General features: G+C 62.9%; 14 protein-coding genes. 13 read left to right on the forward strand and 1 reads right to left on the reverse strand.

What is annotated here, in order from left to right:
• The first annotated feature begins 4 nt into the window (after positions 1–4).
• The 3 genes from acnD to OX459_RS08310 all read left to right on the forward strand — a co-directional run bounded on the left by acnD (position 5) and on the right by OX459_RS08310 (position 5,895).
• Positions 5–2,599, forward strand: coding sequence for a Fe/S-dependent 2-methylisocitrate dehydratase AcnD (acnD, locus tag OX459_RS08300; RefSeq protein WP_289904834.1), 2,595 nt, complete (start codon positions 5–7; stop codon positions 2,597–2,599).
• Positions 2,600–2,660: 61 nt separating this feature from the next.
• A complete protein-coding gene (gene prpF / locus OX459_RS08305) occupies positions 2,661–3,866 on the forward strand; it encodes a 2-methylaconitate cis-trans isomerase PrpF (protein WP_289904545.1) in 1,206 nt (401 codons plus the stop codon).
• 142 nt (positions 3,867–4,008) lie between these two features.
• On the forward strand, positions 4,009–5,895 hold the full coding sequence (locus OX459_RS08310) for a propionate--CoA ligase (RefSeq protein ID WP_289904546.1): 1,887 nt from the start codon (positions 4,009–4,011) through the stop codon (positions 5,893–5,895).
• A 44-nt stretch (positions 5,896–5,939) separates the two neighbouring features.
• Here the strand turns inward: OX459_RS08310 and OX459_RS08315 are convergent, their stop codons facing one another.
• Entirely contained in the window at positions 5,940–6,653 is a 714-nt protein-coding gene (locus OX459_RS08315; protein WP_289904547.1) for a S24 family peptidase, read from the reverse strand.
• A gap of 149 nt (positions 6,654–6,802) precedes the next feature.
• On the opposite strand from OX459_RS08315, the gene OX459_RS08320 reads away from it, so the two are divergent.
• From OX459_RS08320 to OX459_RS08365, 10 genes are all read left to right on the forward strand, one after another.
• The gene (locus OX459_RS08320) at positions 6,803–7,213 is read left to right on the forward strand and encodes a hypothetical protein (protein ID WP_289897414.1); all 411 of its coding nucleotides are present in this window, start codon (positions 6,803–6,805) and stop codon (positions 7,211–7,213) included.
• Positions 7,214–7,237: 24 nt separating this feature from the next.
• Positions 7,238–7,780 carry a hypothetical protein gene (locus OX459_RS08325; RefSeq protein WP_289897415.1) on the forward strand — a complete coding sequence of 181 codons (543 nt, stop codon included), beginning with the start codon at positions 7,238–7,240 and terminating at the stop codon, positions 7,778–7,780.
• A gap of 337 nt (positions 7,781–8,117) precedes the next feature.
• Entirely contained in the window at positions 8,118–9,323 is a 1,206-nt protein-coding gene (locus OX459_RS08330) for a phage tail tube protein (protein ID WP_289904548.1), read from the forward strand.
• Between the two features lie 75 nt (positions 9,324–9,398).
• Positions 9,399–9,842: a hypothetical protein gene (locus OX459_RS08335; protein ID WP_070289666.1), complete on the forward strand. Its 444-nt coding sequence runs from the start codon at positions 9,399–9,401 to the stop codon at positions 9,840–9,842.
• 140 nt (positions 9,843–9,982) lie between these two features.
• Complete coding sequence (locus OX459_RS08340) at positions 9,983–10,186, forward strand: hypothetical protein (RefSeq protein ID WP_289904549.1); 204 nt, start codon at positions 9,983–9,985, stop codon at positions 10,184–10,186.
• Between the two features lie 68 nt (positions 10,187–10,254).
• The gene (locus OX459_RS08345) at positions 10,255–13,524 is read left to right on the forward strand and encodes a hypothetical protein (RefSeq protein WP_289904550.1); all 3,270 of its coding nucleotides are present in this window, start codon (positions 10,255–10,257) and stop codon (positions 13,522–13,524) included.
• Positions 13,521–14,990, forward strand: a complete 1,470-nt coding sequence (locus OX459_RS08350; protein WP_289904551.1) for a hypothetical protein — start codon at positions 13,521–13,523, stop codon at positions 14,988–14,990. Before OX459_RS08345 ends, OX459_RS08350 begins: the two co-directional genes overlap by 4 nt.
• A complete protein-coding gene (locus tag OX459_RS08355; RefSeq protein WP_289904552.1) occupies positions 14,987–15,997 on the forward strand; it encodes a hypothetical protein in 1,011 nt (336 codons plus the stop codon). Before OX459_RS08350 ends, OX459_RS08355 begins: the two co-directional genes overlap by 4 nt.
• Positions 15,994–16,272 carry a hypothetical protein gene (locus tag OX459_RS08360; RefSeq protein WP_289904554.1) on the forward strand — a complete coding sequence of 93 codons (279 nt, stop codon included), beginning with the start codon at positions 15,994–15,996 and terminating at the stop codon, positions 16,270–16,272. The genes OX459_RS08355 and OX459_RS08360 overlap by 4 nt, the downstream gene beginning before the upstream one ends.
• Positions 16,269–17,030, forward strand: coding sequence for a hypothetical protein (locus tag OX459_RS08365; RefSeq protein WP_289904555.1), 762 nt, complete (start codon positions 16,269–16,271; stop codon positions 17,028–17,030). The genes OX459_RS08360 and OX459_RS08365 overlap by 4 nt, the downstream gene beginning before the upstream one ends.
• The last annotated feature ends 2 nt before the right edge of the window (positions 17,031–17,032 follow it).

A 17,032-nucleotide genomic window follows, 5' to 3' on the forward strand; every position in this document is an offset into this window, starting at 1 on the left:
CCCCGTGAATACCTTGTACCGCAAATCCTTGCCGGGCACCCAGCTAGACTACTTCGACACGCGTGCCGCCGTCGATGCGATCCAGCCAGGCGCCTACGCCACCTTGCCCTACACCTCGCGCGTGCTGGCGGAAAACCTGGTGCGCCGGTGCGACCCGGCGACCCTGAACGCTTCGCTGAGCCAATTCATCGAACGCCGCCGCGACCTGGACTTCCCGTGGTTCCCCGCGCGCGTCGTCTGCCATGACATCCTGGGCCAGACGGCCCTGGTCGACCTGGCCGGCTTGCGCGACGCCATCGCGGCCCAGGGCGGCGACCCGGCCCTCGTCAACCCCGTCGTGCCGACGCAGCTGGTGGTCGACCACTCGCTGGCCGTCGAATGCGGCGGTTTCGACCCCGACGCCTTCGCCAAGAACCGCGCCATTGAGGACCGCCGCAACGAAGACCGTTTCGACTTCATCGACTGGACCAAGAAGGCTTTTAAAAACGTCGATGTGATTCCGCCGGGCAACGGCATCTTGCACCAGATCAATCTTGAGCGCATGTCGCCCGTGATCCAGGTGCAAAATGGTGTAGCCTATCCCGATACGCTGGTGGGCACGGATTCGCACACGCCGATGGTCGATGCGCTGGGCGTGATCGCCATCGGCGTGGGCGGCCTGGAAGCGGAAAGCGTGATGCTGGGCCGCGCCTCGTGGATGCGCCTGCCGGATATCATCGGCGTCAAGCTGACGGGTAAACCGCAGCCGGGCATCACGGCCACCGACACGGTGCTGGCGCTGACGGAGTTCCTGCGCAAGCAGAAGGTCGTCTCGTCATACCTGGAATTCTTTGGCGAAGGCGCTGCGCACCTGACCCTGGGCGACCGCGCCACGATTTCCAACATGGCGCCGGAGTTCGGCGCCACGGCCGCCATGTTCTACATCGACGCGCAAACCATCAAGTATTTGAAACTGACGGGCCGCGACGACGAACTGGTGAAGCTGGTGGAGCTGTACGCCAAAGAGACGGGCCTGTGGGCCGACAGCCTGGTGGACGCGCAGTACGAGCGCGTCTTGAGCTTCGACCTGTCGTCCGTCGTGCGCAATATCGCCGGCCCGTCGAATCCGCACAACCGCGTGCCGACGTCGGAGCTGGCCGCGCGGGGCATTTCCGGCGTGGTGGAAAACGAGCCGGGCAAGATGCCGGACGGCGCCGTCATCATCGCCGCCATCACCAGCTGCACCAACACGAACAACCCGCGCAACATGATCGCCGCCGGTTTGATCGCGCGCAATGCGAACCGCCTGGGCCTGACCCGCAAGCCGTGGGTGAAATCGTCGCTGGCGCCCGGCTCGAAAACCGTGGAGCTGTACCTTCAGGAAGCGGGTCTGATGCCGGAGCTGGAACAACTGGGCTTTGGCGTCGTGGCGTTTGCCTGTACCTCGTGCAACGGCATGTCGGGCGCGCTCGACCCCGTGATCCAGGATGAAGTGGTGTCGCGCGACCTGTACGCCACGGCCGTCTTGTCGGGCAACCGCAACTTCGACGGCCGCATCCATCCGTACGCGAAACAGGCGTTCCTTGCCTCGCCGCCGCTGGTGGTGGCGTATGCGATCGCCGGCACCATCCGCTTCGATATCGAGAAGGATGTGCTGGGCCATGATGCGGATGGCAAGCCGATTCTGCTCAAGGATATCTGGCCGTCGGACGAGGAAATCGACGCCATCGTCGCTTCCAGCGTCAAGCCGGAGCAGTTCCGCAAGGTGTACATTCCGATGTTCGCCGCACAGGCGGACGACGGCATCAAGGTCAGCCCGCTGTACGACTGGCGTCCGCAGACGACATACATCCGCCGTCCGCCGTACTGGGAAGGCGCGCTGGCTGGCGCGCGTCCCTTGAAAGGCATGCGTCCGCTGGCCGTCCTGGGCGACAACATCACCACCGACCACCTGTCGCCGTCGAACGCCATCATGCTCGATAGCGCGGCCGGGGAATACCTGGCGAAAATGGGCTTGCCCGAGGAAGACTTTAATTCCTACGCCACGCACCGGGGCGACCATCTGACGGCGCAGCGCGCCACGTTTGCCAACCCGACCCTGAAGAACGAGATGGTCATCGAGGACGGCAAAGTGAAAGCCGGTTCGCTCACGCGCATCGAGCCGGAAGGCAAAATCTCGCGCATGTGGGAAGCCATCGAGGTGTACATGGAGCGCAAGCAGCCATTGATCATCATCGCCGGCGCCGACTATGGCCAGGGCTCCTCGCGCGACTGGGCCGCCAAGGGCGTGCGTCTGGCCGGTGTGGAAGCCATCGTGGCCGAAGGTTTCGAACGCATCCACCGTACCAACCTGGTGGGCATGGGCGTCTTGCCGCTGGAATTTTTGGCTGGCGTGAACCGCAAGACCCTGGGCCTGGACGGCAGCGAAACCTATGACGTCGTCGGCGAGCGCACGCCGCGTTCCACCCTGACCTTGCTGATCCACCGCAAGAACGGCGAAACGGTCGAAGTGCCCGTCACCTGCCGTCTCGATACGGCGGAAGAGGTGTCGATCTACGAGGCGGGCGGCGTTCTTCAGCGATTCGCGCAGGATTTCCTCGAGTCGTCCAAGGCAGCGTAAGCAGTTCGTCATTCACCGGGTGGAGCGCAGGCGCGCGCTGCCCGGCTTTTCAGGAAATCCTATGACCCACGTACCCCAAATCAAAATCCCCGCCACCTACATGCGCGGCGGCACCAGCAAGGGCGTGTTTTTCCGCCTGCAGGATTTGCCGGCCAGCGCGCAAGTGCCGGGCGCCGCGCGCGATGCGCTGCTGCTGCGCGTGATCGGCAGCCCAGACCCCTACGGCAAGCAGATCGACGGCATGGGCGGCGCCACGTCCAGTACCAGCAAGACGGTGATCCTGGCAAAAAGCGCCAAGCTTGACCACGACGTCGACTACCTGTTCGGCCAGGTCTCCATCGACAAGCCTTTCGTCGACTGGAGCGGCAATTGCGGCAACCTGTCGGCCGCCGTCGGCTCGTTCGCCATCGCCAGCGGCCTGGTGGACCCCGCGCGCGTGCCTGCAAACGGCATCGCCACGGTGCGCATCTGGCAAGCCAATATCGGCAAGACCATCATCGCCCACGTGCCCATGACGCATAGCGAAGTGCAGGAAACGGGCGACTTCGAACTCGATGGCGTGACTTTCCCGGCCGCCGAAGTGAAACTGGAATTTCTCGATCCGGCGGCAGACGAGGAGGGCGGCGATGGGGCCAGCTCGGCTATGTTTCCTACCGGCAACCTTGTCGATGACCTGGACGTACCCGGCATCGGTGTTTTAAAGGTCACGATGATCAACGCCGGCATCCCGACGATTTTTGTCGATGCGGACGCCATCGGCTACACGGGCACGGAACTGCAGGACGCCATCAATGGCGATCCGGTGGCGCTGGCCCGCTTCGAAACCATCCGCGCGCATGGCGCCTTGCGCATGGGACTCATCGCGCATCTCGATGAAGCGGCGAAACGCCAGCACACGCCGAAAGTGGCAATTGTCGCCAGGCCTGCCGGCTATGTCTCGTCCAGCGGCAAGCAGGTGGCAGCGGGCGAGATCGACTTGCTGGTGCGCGCCATGTCGATGGGTAAATTACATCATGCCATGATGGGCACGGCCGCTGTCGCCATCGGCACGGCGGCAGCCATTCCCGGCACCCTGGTCAACCTGGCGGCCGGTGGCGGTCCCCGTAACTCGGTGCGCTTCGGTCACCCGTCCGGCACCCTGATGGTGGGCGCGGAAGCGGCGTTGGCCGATGGCGTGTGGAGCGTCACCAAGGCCATCATGAGCCGCAGCGCGCGCGTGCTGATGGAAGGGACTGTGCGCATTCCTGGCGACGCCTTTAGCGCATAACCCGCCCAGGCCGGACCGCAACTGGTCCGGCCGATACCTGCCCTGCAAGTGGCGGCACGGAGCGGAGGGTGCTTGCGCGAACAGATCACCAGAACAGGAACGAGCAGCAACTACAACAGATTGCAAGCCTACCGGAGGAGACATGAATTTCGCAGCATTTTATCAACGCTCGATCGACACGCCTGACGTTTTCTGGCGCGAGGAAGCGGACAAGATAGCCTGGCATGCCCCGTTTTCGCAAGTGCTCGATTATTCCCGCCCGCCGTTCGCCAAGTGGTTTGTCGGCGGCACCACCAATTTGTGTCATAACGCCGTCGACCGCTGGGTGGAAAGCCAGGGCGATGCGGCCGCGCTGATCGCCATTTCCACCGAAACGAATACCGAGCGCAGCTACAGCTCTCGCGAACTGCAGCGCGAAGTGGAGCGCTGCGCCGCCATCCTGCTGTCGCTGGGCGTGGTCAAGGGCGACCGCGTCCTGATCTACATGCCGATGATCGCCGAGGCGGCGTTCGCCATGCTCGCCTGCGCGCGCATCGGCGCCGTGCATTCCGTGGTGTTCGGCGGCTTTGCCGCCAATAGCCTTGCCAGCCGCATCGACGATGCGCAGCCCAAATTGGTGTTTTCCGCCGATGCCGGTTCGCGCAATGGCAAGGCGATTGCCTACAAACCGCTGCTCGACGAAGCCATCCGCATCGCCGCGCACAAGCCGCAGCGGGTGTTGCTGGTCGACCGCCAGCTGGTGCCGATGGAACTGACGCCGGGCCGGGACGTCGATTACGCTGCCCTGCGCGAGCAGCACCTGGATGCGCAGGTGCCCGTCACCTGGCTCGAATCGAACGAACCGTCGTATGTGCTGTACACCTCGGGCACGACGGGCAAGCCGAAAGGCGTGCAGCGCGACGTGGGCGGCTATGCGGTGGCGCTGGCGTCGTCGATGCAGTACACATTTTGCGGCAAGCCCGGCGAAACCTTCTTTGCCACTTCGGATATCGGCTGGGTGGTGGGCCATTCCTACATCGTGTATGGCCCGCTGATCGCCGGCATGGCCACCATCCTGTACGAGGGCTTGCCCATCTGTCCCGATGCGGGCATCTGGTGGAGCATCGTTGAAAAATACAAGGTCACGCGCATGTTCTCGGCGCCGACGGCCATCCGCGTGCTGCGCAAGCACCCGGTGGAACTGATGCGCAAATACGACCTGTCGTCATTGAAGGCGCTGTACCTGGCGGGCGAGCCGCTCGATGAAACCACGTCGCAATGGATCTCCGACGAACTGAAAGTGGACATCATCGACAACTACTGGCAGACGGAGACGGGCTGGCCGATCCTCTCGGTGGCCAAGGGTGTTGCCAACACGCCCACGCGCCTGGGCAGCCCCGGCCTGGCCATGTACGGTTACCAGGTCAAGCTGCTCAACGAGGCGACGGGCGAGGAGTGCGGCGCCAACGAGAAGGGCGTGCTGGTGCTGGAAGGCCCGCTGCCGCCCGGCTGCATGCAGACGGTGTACGGCGACGACGCGCGCTTCGTCGACACCTACTGGTCCACCTTCAGCGAACGGCAAGTGTATTCCACCTTCGACTGGGGCGTGCGCGACGCGGATGGCTATTACTTCATTTTGGGCCGCACCGACGACGTGATCAACGTGGCCGGCCACCGCCTGGGCACGCGCGAAATCGAGGAAAGCATCACCAGCCATCCGAACGTGTCGGAAGTGGCGGTGGTCGGCGTGGAAGACAAGCTCAAAGGCCAGGTGGCGATGGCTTTCGTGATCCTGAAGGACCCGCGGGGCTTCGACAGTGTCGAGGCGAAAGCGGTGCTGGAGCGCGAAGTGATGGCCGTCGTCGACCGCCAGCTGGGCGCCGTGGCGCGGCCGGCCCGCGTGCTGTTCGTGCCGCAACTGCCGAAGACGCGCTCGGGCAAATTGCTGCGCCGTTCGATCCAGGCCATCTGCGAAGGCCGCAGCCCGGGCGACCTGACGTCGATGGACGATCCGGCATCGCTGCAGCAGATCCAGGCGGCGCTGGCGTAAGCGCCCTGCCGTGAGCGAAGTTTATCGTTTGATAAACTTCGCTTTCAAATCCGGTCGCTTTCCTTGCGCACGACCCTGCCGACGATCAGGCATTCATTGCCGCGGCACAGCTTGCGGTGGTATTTGCGCTGGTCCGGGTTGTCCGACGTCAGCCACCATTCGCCGATATCGCGCGCCATGCGCTTGACCACCGGTTCGCCTTCGTAATTGATGGCAAACACGATGCCATCGGCCGGCCGGTTATCGGCCGTATTGATGATCACCACGTCGTCCTCGTACAGGGCCGGTTCCATGCTCTCGCCCTTGACCTTGATCGCCACCAGTTTTTCCGGGTGGTAGCCATTGCGCTCGATCCAGCTGCGCGGCACGCTGATGGTGCTGCCGTCGTGCGTTTCCGGTTCGATGGCAAAGCCCGTGATGCCCGCCGACAGGCGCAGTTTCACCTTGCGGATCGGGTAAAAGCGTTCATCTTCTCCATCTTCCACGACCACGGGCTGCACGCCGGCCAGCGTGCGTGCTGCCATGGCCGCCTGGTCGGGCGCCGCGCCCTGGTCGAAATACATGCTGTCCAGTTGCAGGTCCGCTTCCAGCTTGCGCGCGATCTTTTCGCTGAAGGCGCGCCCCTCGCGGTAGGTGGGCGAGAGGATTTGCGAGATGCGCGCCTCGCTCCAGCCGCTGACGTCGGAAATTTTCTTGCGCGTGTTGTCGTAGTGCTCGCGGATCAGGGCCAGCAGGCGGTCGCGTCTGTATTGATACATATTCATCTCCACATTAAACCTGAAATTTACCGTTTGATAAATTACCAAATGCTTGACTTTAACATTAGCGATTGATAAAGTCCACTCATTGCCTGTCGCAAACGCACTACAGCGTTTGCCGGCGGGCAGCACCACGGGAGGTCAGGCAGATGTTGAACAGCAGTCAGTTGGTTGAAAGCAGGGCGGCGCCACGGCAGGGGCGCCAGTTACAGGGACGCAGCAAGAAGTCGCAGCTGCATATCGCCCGCATCGCGCAGTACATCCGCGAGCAGGGCCAGGCCAGCGCGGCGCAGTTGTCCGCCTTGCTGGGACTCGATGCGGGCACCATGAGCCGCTATCTGCGCCACATGTGCGGCCTGGGACAGATCCACCTGGCGCAGCGCCATTGCACGGAGCCGGGGCGCCAGCGGCCCGCCCTGTACGCGCTGGGGGAACAGGACGACGACGTCGATGGCTGGGCCGAATTGCCGCCGCAAGTGCGCCGCACGGCCAGCTGGGCGCGTGGCGCGGCGCGCCGCGATCCGCTGGTGGCGGCCCTGTTTGGCCCGGCGGGTAACTGAAACAAGAATCAACGAGGAGAAATCATGGGGTTTGCAGAAAAATTCATCGCATCGCTGTCGTCGCAGAACCTGCGCGACGATGCCGTCCACCACGACCTGGACGTGATCGCGGCCGCCGCGCTGGCCGGCGACATGGGCGCCTTGCTGTGCCGCGTCAAATACGCGGACGGCACCGTCAGCCGCCTGTTCGAAGGCAATGCGGGCAACCTGGCCCAATTGCTGCGCGCCTGGACGGCGGCCGTGACGCAGAAGGGCCGCGCGCGGCGCTGGGTCAAGGCGCAGACGGCCTGGGATGCGCAGGCGGCCAACACCTTGTACCGCCGCGTGGCCGAAGCGTCGCTCGCGCATTGGCTCGACAGCAAATGCAAGGTCTGCCACGGCACGGGCGTCGTCGCTGCCATGCAGGCCGGCGCGCCGCTCGTCTGCCAGGCTTGCCGCGGCGCCGGCGAAGCGGCCATCAGCTGCTCCGGCGGCTTCGAGCTCGAACGCATCAAGGATATGGTCAGCGAACTGGAAGCCATCTTCCAGTCGCACGGCGCCCGCGCCATGCGCCGCCTCGGCCACTGAAATTTTTTTGCAATATGCCTGGCGCTGAAAAAAACGCCCCTACAATAGAGTCTCGATCACGCAGCAACGGCAACACAGCTAACACCCGCAGTACATCACATGCTTCTCCACTCGTAATAGACGCGCTTTCGGCGCGACACCGATAGGGGAAATCAGCGCAGCGAACGGCCTTCATGGCCCCTTCGCCCACCTTCCGTCCGGTACGGCCCCGCGCCATCCGGACGCAAGCCCGCCGCCTCACCGCGTGCGGGCTTTTTATTTTCCTGGTTATCGGCAGTTCCCCCCCCTCAAGACCGCAGATGCGGTCTTTTTTTTCATCCCACGAAAGGTATTACTTATGGCATCGACAGCAAACGGCATCGACAGCTTGATCGTTATCAGCAAACAAAGCGCCGAAGGCAGCAAGGCTGCCGCCGGCGGCGGCCAGATTTATCCCCGCGTCACGGCCACTTTCGACACGGAAGCGGACAAATACGCAAGCGCCGAAATCGACGCCAGCCAGCAGCAGGGCGATACCCGCCTGGGTAACTTCCGCACCACGGGCGCCATCAAGGCCGAAGCGGCGTGCGGCACGTATGCGCCACTGATGGCTGCGCTGCTGCGCCGCGACTTCACGGCCGGTGGCGTGGCTGCCGCGCAAACCACCATCGCCGCCGCCGCCACCGGCCTGACGCGCAGCGCCGGTTCCTGGCTGGCGGAAGGTTTCCGTGCCGGCAGCGTAGTGCGCATCACCGGTATGACGGCGCCCGCCGCTGCCAACAACGCGAAGAATTTCTTCGTCACGTCGGTGACGGCCACCAACCTGAATGGCCAGTTCATGGATGGCTCGGCGATGATCGTCAAGGCGGCCGGCGACTCGGTCGGCGTGGCGGCGGTCGGCAAGCGCAGTTTCACCCCGTTGACGGGCCACACCACCGACTGGTTCACGGCCGAAGTGCAGGATCCGAAGATCGGCGTGCACCGCAGCTTCGTCGACCAGCTGGTCAGCAAGATGGATATCGCCGTGCAGCCGAACGGCATCACCAGCCTGGACTTCACTCTGATGGGCAAGGCGGAAGGCCCGACCACGGCCGTGCCGTACTTCCCCACGCCGCTGGCCGCGCCGGGCACCGGTAAATTTTCGGGCGCCACGGCGATGCTGTCCGTGAACGGCATCCCGTCGCAGATCTGCACCGGCATGTCCGTCTCGCTGGACGGCCAGGTCAAGGTCGACCCGGTGATCGGCTCGAAGTACGCCACGGCCGCCTCGCGCGGCAAGGTAATGGGTTCGGGCCAGTTCACAGTGCTGCTGCAGGATGCCACCTACCTCGACTACTTCAAGTCCGAGACGGAAATCCCGCTGGCCTACGCCATGGCGTCGGGCACGGCGCCGACGGCCGACGTGCTGGCGCTGGCCATGGGCCGCATCAAGATCACCTCGGCCAAGATCGACGACGGCGAGAAGAACAAGATCGTCACCTGCGCCTTCGACGTCCTGCGCTACAAGGGCGCCGACGCGCAGCACGAAGCGACCACCTTGACCATCCAGGACAGCGCGCTGTAAGCGGCTGACGCTTGCACCGGGGCCGCCGTGATGGCGGCCTTTTTACTTTTCACCTTGATCAAGAAAGCAGCACACATGAACAACGCACAAAAAATCCAGGCAGGTTTCGACATTGGAAATATCCACGCGGCTGCCACTCCCGTCACCTTCGACGTGCCCGTCATCTTCGACGCGGATGGCGAAGCGGTGGCCGGCCTGACCATCGTCGGCAAGAACAGCGAGCAATATCGCCTGGCCAACAACGCCGTGCGCGCCGAAGGCTATAAAAAATCGGCGCGTCGCAAGACGGCCATCGACGCCTCCACCGACGAAGGCGCGGAACTGCTGGTGCAAGCCATCGATGGCAACCAGAAGCGCCTGGCCCTGGCCGTGGTCACGGGCTGGTACGGCTTCACCAGCAACGGTGCGCCCGTGCCGCTCGATGCCGCGCTGCTGGAAGCGGCCTTTGAAAAATACCCGACCTGGCAGGAAAAGGTCACCACGGCGCTGGAAAACGAGTCGAATTTTTTGAAACTCTGACGGCCAGCCTGCTGCGCTACGCCGGGCACCAGTTCGAGCGCGGCGCGAGGGCGGCCGATGGGCATGCCAAGGGCGAGCATATCGACGCGGCCCGGCGCCATCCGCTGTACCGCGCGCCGCCCGAGGAGGCGGTGCCACCCATGCCGTTCGAACTGACCCACGTGTGGGAGTGGTTCGCGCAATTGAACCGCAAGCGCCAGAACGGCATGGCCGTCAACCCCATCGCCAGCACGGAAATCCTCGCCTGGCAGGCGCGCCACGGCATCGCCATCGAACCGTTCGAGCACCAGCTGCTGGACCAGCTCGACGCGCTGTTCCTGTCGCACCAGCATGCGGCGGGCTGACCCGCATTTTTCAACCCGGCCGCCATGCGCGGCTTTTTTATGGGCCAATCATGCCAGAGATAACAGAATTGAAACTTGTCATTGACTTGACGAAGGCGACCGACACCGCGCAGGTACTGAAAGCAATCAGCGAGGCCAGCCTGGCTGCGGCCGAGGGCATGAAGGCGAGCAATACGGAGGCGGAATCGTCGGCGCTGTTGCTGCGCGCCCTGGCGGAGCAGGCACGCGATGCCACCGCCGCCTCGAAGGCCCTGGGGACATGGAATGCCGGCGAGGCGAAGTCGCTGGCCGATGCCTTCAAGGTGGTCAATGGCCTGGGCAATGCCTATACGCGGCTGGCGGCTTTCCGTGCCGCGGGGAGCGCCGCCACCGCCGGCGCAGGCGCCAAATATGGCGCTTTTGCGATTGAAGAGCAGCGCCAGGACAAGCTGGATACGGCAGGCAAAGAGGCCGCCGATGCCAAGGCAAAGGCAGCACCGGCAACTCCGGCAGCCCCTGCACGCAAATATAGCGAGGCGGAATGGAAGGAGGCGGGTGAATTTGCCAAGACGTTCGGTGAAAAGCTGGAGCACGCGTTTGGCAAGGTCGGCGGCACCATCGGAAAAATGACCACTGCCTTGCTGGGCTTCAGGAAGGCGCAGGACGATATCGATTTTAACTTCGCCAAGGAAGTGAAGGAAGACCCGTCCGAAAAAGGGCAGGAAAAGGCGCAGGAAAACAAGAAAAGGGCCACGGTCAAGCAGTATCACGACATGGCGACTGCCGCGAAAGGCTTTTTCAAAGAGAAGTCGGCCGGCTATGAACTCATGGAAAAGGTGGAAAAAGGCTTCCGTGCCTATGAATTTGCCATGAATGCCAAGTCGCTGTTTGAAAAGCTGACGAATATCACCCTGGTGACGACGGCGAAAACAGCAGCGACGACTGCGGAAGTTACAAGTACTGCTGCATCTGTCGCTCCGGTGGCTGCCGCGGAAGCGGCCAAGTCCAGCGCCTACGGAACGTCGGCCCTTGCCGCTTCGCTGGCTGCGCCATTTCCAGCCAATATCGGCGCATTCGCCATGGTGGCCGGCATGCTGATGGCCATCGGCGTCGCCGTTTCCGGCGGTGGTGGTGGCGATACCACTGCCAAGGACAGGCAGGCGGCAACCGGCACGGGCACGGTATTGGGAGACAGCAGCGCAAAGAGTAATTCGATCGCGAATTCGCTGGAAATCATGGAGAAAAACTCCGGACTCGGGCTCGCGTACTCCGCCTCGATGGCTTACTCGCTGCGCCAGGTGGTGGCGGGCATAGGTGGCTTGGGTGGACTGTTGGTGCGCAATTCCGGCGTGACGGGCGCCATGGCGCCGGATACCAAGGGCAGTGCGGCGACGTTTGGCTCTTCCGCACTTGGCGTTGCCATCACGGGCGGCGTCATTGGCCTGACACTCGATAAGCTGACAGGTGGGCTGGTAGGAAAAATCACGGGCGGCATCCTTGGCTCTATCTTCGGAGGTAAAACGACGACGATCGACACGGGCCTGATGTTGAACAAGGCTACGCTGGACGGCATTCAGGCGGGAGGCGTATCGGCCAGTCAGTACACGGATACGAAGACGTCGGGTGGCTGGTTTTCCCGTGACAAGAAACGTACGGCATTGAATGGTCTCGACCGCGAAGCGAACGATCAATTCAGCAAAGTCATTCTCGGCCTGTCCGACACCGTCAAGGCGGCGGCCGGCATGCTGGGAATGGGCGGTGATGCATTCAACGTACGGTTGAAGTCCTTCGTGGTCGATCTGGGCAAGATCTCGCTGAAAGACCTGAAGGGTGACGAGATTCAGAAAGCGCTGGAAGCCGCATTCTCCAAGCTGGGCGACGATATGGCCAAGTTTGGTGTGGGTGGCCTGGAACAGTACCAGAAGGTTGGCGAGGGTTATCTGGAAACCTTGGCGCGCGTTGCGAATGACTACATGCAAGTGACGGATGTGCTGGCCGTACTGGGCAAGTCGTTCAATACGACAGGCCTGGGCGCCGTGAAGTTGAGCGAACATCTGATCGATGCGGCTGGTGGCATCGACAAACTGACAAGTGGTACGGGGTTTTTCGTGGAAAACTTCCTGACCGAGGCGGAACGTCTGGCGCCGATTACCAGGTCGGTCAATGAAGCCATGGGCAAACTGGGCCTGGCTGGAGTGACGACGATGGATGGCTTCAAGGCTGCCGTGCTGTCGGCTGCCGATGGCGTGGCAACGGGCCAGGATGGGGCCGCGGAGCTGTACGCATCCCTGTTGGCCCTTGCCGAGCCGTTCAAGACCGCTGCCGACTATGCCGCCGACCTCAGCGCCGCCACGGGCGAGCTGGCCGCAGTGAGCAAGACGGCCAGCGACATCGCCAGCGAACGGCGCGACTTGCAACAGCAGTTGAACCAGCTGACGCAAAGCGAAGCGCAGTTGCTGGCTGCTCAACGCGCCAGCGTCGCTGAAGCGAATCGGGGGCTGTTCGACCAGATCCAGGCCGTGAAGGCGGTAACCAGCGCGAAGGATGCGCTGGCCAAGGCCTACGAGACGGAATCGGCGGCGGCCAAGTCGGCACTGGAGAAGTCGAAATCGTGGGTGACGACCTTGAACGGGCTCAATGCCAGCATGGCGTTGGGCGCCCAGTCGACGCTGACCCCGGAGCAGAAGTATGCGGAAGCGCGGGCCCAGTTCGAGAAAACCCTGGCGGCTGCGAATGCGGGCGATTCGACGGCGCAATCGGGTTTGTCCGCCGCCGAACAGGCGTTTTTGACGGCATCGCAGGTGGTCAACGCCTCCGACGCCCGCTATGCGGCGGATTATGCCCGCGTGGTGGAAGCGAACAAGGAAGCCTTGAAATGGGCTGCCGCACAGGTCGATGTGCAGCAGGCCAGCCTCGATGCGCTCAATGCCCAGGTATCGGGATTGATCAAGATCAATGACAGCGTGCTGACGGTGGCGCAAGCCATTGCCGGCTTGCGGGCAGCGATGGGCGGTGCGACAGATCTTGGCGTCCAGTTCAGCAATCCACCCGTGATCGCTGCACTGGCGGCGATGACAACCCCGGTCGCGGCGGCAGTCTTCGACCCCGTGCGCTACTCGTCGGCCGCGAACGTCGGTTCCGACGCACTGGTGGCCGAAATCCGCGGCCTGCGCGAAGACAACCAGGCCATGCGAGCCGAATTGGAAGGCTTGCGCGCCGACCAGCGGGCGCAGACGGGCGCCACCATCCAGGCCACCTTTGAATCGAACGCCAACGCCGCCAGGACGGTGGTCGATGGCGTGGACAAATCGTCCCGGGCATCCGCCTGGGCCAATGCAGTGAAAGGAGAATACGCATGACCGATGCGCAATTTCAGGATTGGCTGCAAAGCCCGTCGGCCATCCGCATGGTGCTGATCGAGGCGCAAGTGAATGTGGATGGCAGCGAGGTGACGCGGTATCTCTCTTCCCGACCCTACATCACCGGGCCGGTTGAGGTGCCGGCGAATACCGCGTACCAGCCGCTGGCCAAGGGTGGCCTGGCCTTCACGGAACAGGTCAGCCTGTCCGGCGAGGCGGGGCTGTCGGGCGGCGATATCGAACTCGATAACGCCGATGGCGCGCTCGATGGCTGGCTGGATGACGTCTGGATGAACCGGCCGATCAAGGCATGGGCCGGCGATCCTTCCTGGCCGCGCGCCGCCTTCCAGCTGGTCTTCGACGGCATCATCGCCGACGTGGCCAGTGCGGGACGCGAGTCGGTCAACCTGGTACTGCGCGACAAGCTGCAGCGCCTGAATACGCCGATTTCCGAAGCCAAGCTGGGTGGCACGACGCCGAACAAGGACGCCATCCTGCCGATGCCGTTTGGCGAGTGCCACAACGTGGCGCCCTTGCTGACCAATCCGGCCACCCTGGAGTACGGTTTTCTTGGCGCGGTCGAATCGACGTTCGAGGTGCGCACCAACGGCAAGCCGATCGCCGTGGCCTTGAATGACCAGGCGGGACGCTTCAACCTGACCACGGATCCGTTTTCCACCACGATCACGGCCAGCGTGCAGGGCGACAAGGGCGGCGGCTATGCGCCGCGCATCGCTCCGCTGGTGCAGCGTATCGCCACCGCCTACGGCAAGGCGGCCGACCGTTTTACCCTGGCCGACCTGGACCTGCTCAATCTGGCCGCTTTCGATGCGGCCCACCCGCAACCGGTGGGCCTGTATGTTGCGGACCGCACGAACCAGGCGCAGGCCATCCAGCAACTGGCGGCCAGCGTGGGCGCCCAGGCGATCATGTCGCGCACCGGCCAGCTGCGTCTGGTGCAGATCGCGCTGCCGGCCGCCGGCGTGCCGGTGGAAATCGGGCCGGAACAGATGCGCGAGCGTTCTTTGCGTCCCGCGCAACGTGTGCCCGTGACGGCCGCCGTGAAGATCGGCTTCGACCGCAACTACACGCTGCAGGCGGGTCTGACGACCAGCATTCCGCCCGCGCATGCGGATTTGTACGCCACGGAATGGCTGACGGAGACGGCCGTCGATGCGGCGGTGCGCACCCGTTACCGACTGAGCGACGATCCGGTGCAGATCGATACGTGCCTGAAGACGCGGGCCGACGCCCGTGCGGAAGCGCAGCGGCGCCTGGCCTTGAACAAGGTGCCGCGCACCATTTACGAATTCGATGGAGAACCCGAGATGATGATGCTGGAACTGGGACAGCCCGTACAACTGCGCGCTGAACGCTTTGGCTTGCAGGGTGGCGTACCGGGCGTGGTGGTGCTGCTGTCGCGCTTCTGGCTGACGGGCAGAGTGACGGTGGGGGTGCTGGCATGAGCGCGATTGTGGGGGAACGCGACAGGCTGATCATGAATACCGTGCCGCGCTTCGCGCCGGCCAACGATCGCGTGCTGCTGCTGGCTGCTACGGCACAGGCGTTCAAGGTGGCGGCCACGACAATTGCCGCTCCTGCCAGCATCGATTTCACGGCGGGCCTGGTGAACATGCAGGGTCAGGTGACATTCACCGTCAGCAACGCCAGCGTGCTGACGCGCGTCGGTAACGTGGCAACGCTGGCGTATGCCGGTATGGTGGGCGACAGCGTGACGGTCACGGCGACCATCGTGGTCGACGGCCTGACCTACACGGCCAGCCAGACGGTCAGCAAGATTTTCGACGGCGTGACGGGCAATTCGGCACGGATCTGCTATAGCAAGACCAGTTTGCTGTCCCTGGGCAACGCGCCGGCGACGCTCAGTACGGAGGGGGCAACATCCTATCCGCCGATTGATACCTGGGGCGCCGGCACGGTGTGGGAGGGTTCGCCGCCGCTGTTTGGCGCCGGCGAATCGCTGTACCGTTCGGATGGCATTTTTAATCCGGCCAGCGGCACCACCAAGTGGGCAGCACCGTACCTGAATGCGCTGAAGGTGGGACAGCTGAGTGCTATCTCAATCGACGCAGGCAAGATCGAGGCCGGCGAGTTCAAAGGCGTTAAGATTTACGGCGGTCCAGGTTATCCAACGGCCAGCTACGATTGGCCGTCGAACGGACTGGGGGGCTTCCACCTGAGCGCCCAAGGTTTGAAATTGGGCAATGCGTTAACTGGCGGGTATATCGAACTCAGGAGCGATGGCAGCATCTACATGCCCGGTTTTTCCATTGTGAACCGGCTGGCAGTTTTTTCCGGCGTTCTTTCTGCAGCCCGTGGCTCTTTCGATCTGATTCAAAGCCCGAATCGGCTTGCGGGCCATAATGAAGGATACGACCAGACTGGCGCAGGCCTGTATTTCTACAACGCCGACGGTAGTATTGCGATGGCGATTGGAAAGTGGCCGCGATGAGCATCTGGACATTCAAACCTGATGGTCGGCCCGTGATTACGCCAAACGTCGCCGGTGGAGTGTTCCTGAGCATGCATCAGCAAAACGTCGGTGATCCACTGGTTAAAACGTTTTATGGCGCTACAGGGCTGTCGCTGCGCGTCTACCAGCTAGGCGCTGGCAGTTTCACTTGGATAGCCGGCATCGATGCCGATGCCAATCCCACTCTGACATTCTCCCAGCTGTCTGCCACGCTCAACGGCGGGTCGGCGCTCTTATTGGTATTTGCTGTATGAGTATATTTTTTAATACGGCTGCCGGCCATCGACTGGTCGACGGCGTCAATCTGGTACCGGAGTTTATCGGACGGGTCACGCTTGGCCCGACTCCTATGGTGACAAGCGATGGCGCGGAGTCTGATTATTTGTCCCACTCCTATTCGGGGCGACTGCCGGCAACAAATGGACAACCTTATATGGTTTTTTGGACTTTCCCAGTGACCGACGCTGATATTTGGTGGTGGCCGCAGGATCAGTTTGGATTTGGTGGTTCTGCACTGATTTACACTGGTATCGTGGCGCTCCATGCTGCATCGACTCCAACGCCAAGCGTTCTTCCTGTTGGATATGTCTTCTCTTTGGGGCCAGTGGAAATATCATCGGCGAGTATGGCGACACGATTGTGGAATAGCTCCGGCCAGTTGCTTTTCGACAGCGGTAAGCTGCATTTGGCGCTGCAGCAAGTCGTGAGCGGGCTGGCAGTTGGCTATGCAGAATCAAGTATCGAGCTGCCAGGGATTGTAGCCAACCCTGCATTTTTAGTGCCGTCTATATATCGCGATCGCGAGACTTACAGCCGCGATGCACCACGTGCCAGTTTTACAGAATGGCTGGCCTGTTATCGCCGAACGGGAGCCAGGATTTCGTCTCGCATGGTGCTGGTAAATGATTTTCAGGTCCCGCCAAAGCAACGGGGTGGTTATTTCGAAGACCAAACTTATGGCAATACCAGCGGCCTGGTGCTGCCAGTGCTGGACGCCTCAATCTACGACTAGGA

The organism is Janthinobacterium sp. SUN026, from assembly GCF_030397625.1.
Taxonomy (GTDB): Bacteria; Pseudomonadota; Gammaproteobacteria; order Burkholderiales; family Burkholderiaceae_D; genus Janthinobacterium; species Janthinobacterium kumbetense.